Raw genomic sequence first — 4,550 nt, 5'->3', positions numbered from 1 at the left:
GCAACTCGATCTTGCGGCGCTCGACAATCCCGACACGCGCTACGCGACCGAAAAGATCAGCCTGCTGTGGGAACTCGCCGCGGCCCGCTCCGGCGACCCGACGATCGGCCTGGCGCTCGCGCCGGTGATGCAGCCGGCCGGCTTCGACGTCGTCGCCTACGCGATGATGACCTGCAAGAACCTGCTGGAAGGCCTGCGCTTCCTGGTGCGCTACCAGCGCATCGTCAGTGATGCGGTGTCCGTGTCGCTGCAGGAAGAACAGCGTGGCTGCTGGATCTGCATCGAACTGCCCGGCGGCAGACGGCCGGAGCCGCCTGCGCGCGTCGAGTTCGTTCTCACCACGCTGCTCACCTTTTTCCGCTGGAGCACCGGGCAAGCCATTCGCCCGCTGGCCGTCGAATTCGCCCATCCCGCACCCGGCGCGTTGCAGATCTATCTCGATGTGTTCGAATGCCCGGTCGCCTTCGACGCTCCCGCGCATCGCATGCTGTTTTCGCATGCCGACCTCGCCCTGCCGCCGCAAGCCGCCAACCCCATGCTCGCCGAATTGCACGACCGCTACGCCCGCGAGCACCTCGCCCGCATGGGCGGCGTGCGCATCAGCGTCAGGACGCGCGAGCTGATCATCCGTCATCTGCCCAACGGCGACCCCGCGCGCGGCGACATCGCCGGTGGACTGTGCATGAGCGAGCGCACCCTGCAACGCCGCCTGCAGGAAGAGGGCACGTCCTTTCACGAGATCGTCGACGACACGCGACGCGAGCTGGCGCAGCGGTACCTCGGTCAGCAGCGCCTCGCGCTGGCACAAGCCGCCTGTCTGCTCGGCTTCACCGACCGCAGCACCTTCAGTCGTGCGTGCAAGCGATGGTTCAATCTCACGCCCACGGAGTATCGGCATCGCATGGTCGCCGAAAGCGGTCGACCGACATCGGTCGTTGCGGGGAGATGATCAGCGGCGAGATCTGCCGGAGTGCTGCTCATATTCATGGGATGGCGCGGGCGATGGATGCGGATTTACCATCGTGCGCAGTAGACGGGTGCGTCCTCCGTGCGTAAGCTGTAATGCTTGTCGCGAATGCAACGCCGGACTTGATCGAGCAGCCTGCGAGGTTTGGGCGGTACTGGCGAAGCAGGATGGATCGCACACACGGAAGCTGTTTGCCTTTTCCGTTTATTTAATACTGTGCAAACGTTGGGTATATTGCCAGAAGCTAGACGTAGCAAGGGCTGCGACCGAATTGGTGAGCCTGGATAGGTGGACCGCTTATCGGTTTAGATAGAAAATTTTTTTACCCTAATTGAACTTATGCCATTGGAGGGACAATTGATGAAATCATCAAGACCACTGGTTCCACATAGAGTCAAACCAAGTCCGTCACGTGCGTTTGGAACATTTGCTTTCGTGTGCGTGTTCATCGCTATTCTTCCGATACTAGAACTCATTTCATAAATAGCGACGCAGCAAAATCATAGAACAAGCGAGATGAACGAAGCCGGTAAAACGATGGTCGTCATATTCCCAGCGGGTCAATATTCGGCGGAATTTGTTCAGCCATGCGAACAGGCGTTCAATCTTCCATCGCCGTTTGTATCGACGCAGGACACGGCCATCCTGGGTCGCCGGCTTGACGCGTCCTTTTCGATGCGGCGCAATCACCTCAATGCCATCGACAGCGAGCTTTTCATCGAGCGGATCACTGTCATAGGCACGATCCCCGACAAGTCGTTCGGGCAGTCCCACGGTGACAATCTCATCGACGGTAGCCTCGACAAGGGTGACTTCATGTGGGCTAGCAGAAGCCGTGTGCACGGCGAGTGGAAGACCTGCAGCGTCCGCAATGGCCATGAGCTTCGTACCTTTGCCGCGCTTGGTCTTTCCCACTTTACGCCCCCTTTTTTCGCCACCACGAAGGTGCCGTCGATGAAGCATTCCGACAGGTCGATGTCGCCTCTGGCTTGCAGGTCCAGTGCCAATGCTTCAAGCACATGCCGCAACGTGCCATCCTTGACCCATTGGCTGAAACGACGGAAGCAGGTTGCATATGACGGGTACCTGTCCGGCAAATCGGCCCAGGCTGCACCGGTGCGCAAGATCCAGAGCACACCATCCAGAACCGCCCGATCATTGTGCTCGACCGGTCTGCCTCGTCCGTCAGCTCGGCGTTTGGGTGGTGGGATCAACGGTGACAGGACTGCCCATTGTTCATCCGTAAGAAATTGCCGGCTCGCCATTTCAGACTCCGCTTTGCCTGAAATTCGCGCAGACCGGCATTTATGAAATGAGTTCTAGTCACTCTCATCGCCATGGTCCTGATGGTTATATTTGGCTGCGGCACGAATGGAGGCTACGAATGTACTCGGGCGCATTGGCTCACCAATACTGTGCAAAACATGGCTCCCGCCGCATGGGCAACGTTTTGGACAGTGCCAGGCGCTATTGTTCTTTTCCTGGTTGGAGCCCTTGTCAAATTCATTGCTTCCCGCCTTGAGTAGCTCAGTCCATAACAAGTACGTCAACATCGTGCGTATTGCGCATTCGACTCGCAAAGTGCGGTGCACTTTGCTCGCGTGTTATACACGGCATTAGGGCTCATCATGGCTGACCGTGACAAGGAAGACCTGGACAACATCGCGAAGGCATTCGGCCTCGTTGTCATTCAGTGGGGAAACGCGGAGCAGTCTCTCGATATGCTCATCGCCCTCCTCTGGCAATCGTTTCCCACTCGAGTGTTGTTGAAACGAATCCCGGTGATGCTCGCGCCCAAATTGGAGTTCGCTCGAAAGGCGTTCGCTGTCGCCGACTCGCTGAAGCTCCTCGAAGCTGAAGCCGAAGCGGTCTTTTCCGAGTTTGATCGTCTGAGCAAGGTCAGGCACGATCTAATTCATGGCGCTGTTGCAAGCCTTGCTCCGGTTGCTGGCCATTTTGTATTGATCAAGTTCGATGTCCATGACGACTTTCATCATGTTCGTGAGGTGCGTTTGCCGGTCTCAGCATATCCTCAACTGGCCCTCGATCTCGTCAACCTCGGGAAGAGCGCAGGTCAACTCACGCACACCGTATTCGAAGTTGTGAAGAAACAGGATGCAGGTGGTGGGAAATAAGCCTAACAGGTTGTATATGGACTTCCCCCAAAGCGCAAAAAACTGACCGATAGAGCCGGCATGAGGGATAAGCCTGCAGTCGACTATCCGGCATTTACAATGGGCTCATTGGCAGCCGTGCCGACACGGAATCTGCGTCACCGCTGCGCTTCATCTTTTTTTACGAAAAAGTTGAAGCCAACGCCAAGGCACTCCACGAATATCCTTCCTGAAAATAATTCCGATCAGCTCACCACTCCGACCGCCTTAAATGCAAGCGATATATTCCCATAGCGAACTGGCAACTGTCCGATCCGGAGCCGACTGCGCTGATACAATGACCCGCTTTCGCTTCACCGGTTTTCTGCATGTCACACGCCCCGCATAACGTCGCTCATGGAATGAATCGCCCGCAGCGCGAAGCCGTCAATTACATGGATGGACCTTGCCTGGTGCTGGCGGGCGCCGGCTCCGGCAAGACGCGCGTGATCACGCAAAAGATCGCGAACCTGATCGAGCAATGCGGCTACGACGCGAAGAATATCGCCGCCGTTACCTTCACCAACAAGGCCGCGCTGGAAATGCAGGAGCGCATCGCCAAGCTGCTGAAGGAGCCGAAGGAGGCGAAGCATCTCACGGTCTGTACCTTCCATTCGCTCGGCGTGCAGATCCTGCGCCGCGAAGCGAAGGAGCTCGGCCTCAAGGACCGCTTTTCCATCATGGACAGCGACGACTGCTTCTCGCTGGTGCAGGACCTGGCGTGTACCACCGACAAGCAATTGATACGGCGTATCCAGACCGCGATGTCGCTCTGGAAAAACGGTCTGGTCGATCCCGATACGGCGTTGAAGCAAGCCGTCACCGAAGACGAAGCGCAGGCCGCGCGCATTTACCGCAATTACGTCGCCACGCTGTCGTCCTATCAGGCGGTCGACTTCGACGACCTGATCCGCCTGCCGGTCGAGCTGTTCCGCAGCAATGAGGAAGTGCGCGATCGCTGGCAGCGCAAGCTGCGCTACCTGCTGGTCGACGAATACCAGGACACCAACACCTGTCAGTACGAACTGGTCAAGCTGCTGGTCACCGGCCTCGGCAAGAAGCCGATGTTCACTGCGGTGGGCGACGACGACCAGGCGATCTATGCCTGGCGAGGCGCGACCATTGAAAACCTCAAGCAGTTGCAGGTCGATTTCCCCGATCTGAAAGTGATCAAGCTGGAGCAGAACTACCGCTCCTCGACGCGCATCCTGCAGGCAGCGAACGCCGTCATCGGCAACAATCCGAAGCTGTTTGAAAAGCAGCTCTGGTCGGAGCACGGCCTGGGCGACCCGGTCAAGGTGATGGCGATGCAGGACGACGAGCAGGAAGCGGAGCAGGTCGCGATCATGATCTCCGCGCACAAGTTCGAACGGCGTGCCAAGTTTTCCGATTACGCCATCCTCTATCGCGGCAACCATCAGGCGCGCGTG

At 57.9% G+C, this 4,550-nt stretch carries 4 protein-coding genes; 3 read left to right on the top strand and 1 reads right to left on the bottom strand.

Going from position 1 to position 4,550, the window contains the following annotated elements; translation table 11 throughout:
• Positions 1–949 (top strand): AraC family transcriptional regulator (locus VJ651_RS03765; RefSeq protein ID WP_324106149.1); only part of this gene is annotated, 949 nt, incomplete at its 5' end.
• Between the two features lie 495 nt (positions 950–1,444).
• Here the strand turns inward: VJ651_RS03765 and VJ651_RS03760 are convergent.
• Positions 1,445–2,232, bottom strand: a protein-coding gene (locus VJ651_RS03760; protein ID WP_324106148.1) for an IS5 family transposase whose coding sequence is annotated in 2 segments (ribosomal slippage) — positions 1,445–1,890 and positions 1,890–2,232 — 789 coding nt in all. Because the reading frame shifts where the segments join, the coding sequence is not laid out codon by codon here.
• Positions 2,233–2,595: 363 nt separating this feature from the next.
• On the opposite strand from VJ651_RS03760, the gene VJ651_RS03755 reads away from it, so the two are divergent.
• Both VJ651_RS03755 and VJ651_RS03750 read left to right on the top strand, forming a co-directional pair.
• Complete coding sequence (locus VJ651_RS03755) at positions 2,596–3,102, top strand: hypothetical protein (protein WP_324106147.1); 507 nt, start codon at positions 2,596–2,598, stop codon at positions 3,100–3,102.
• 380 nt (positions 3,103–3,482) lie between these two features.
• The coding region (locus VJ651_RS03750) for a UvrD-helicase domain-containing protein (RefSeq protein WP_414691306.1) at positions 3,483–4,550 on the top strand (1,068 nt) is incomplete at its 3' end.

The sequence above is a fragment of the Noviherbaspirillum sp. genome (assembly GCF_035254865.1).
Classification (GTDB): Bacteria; Pseudomonadota; Gammaproteobacteria; order Burkholderiales; family Burkholderiaceae_D; genus Noviherbaspirillum.
Note: the sequence above shows the minus strand (reverse complement) of the source record. Positions and strands in the feature narration are given on the sequence as shown.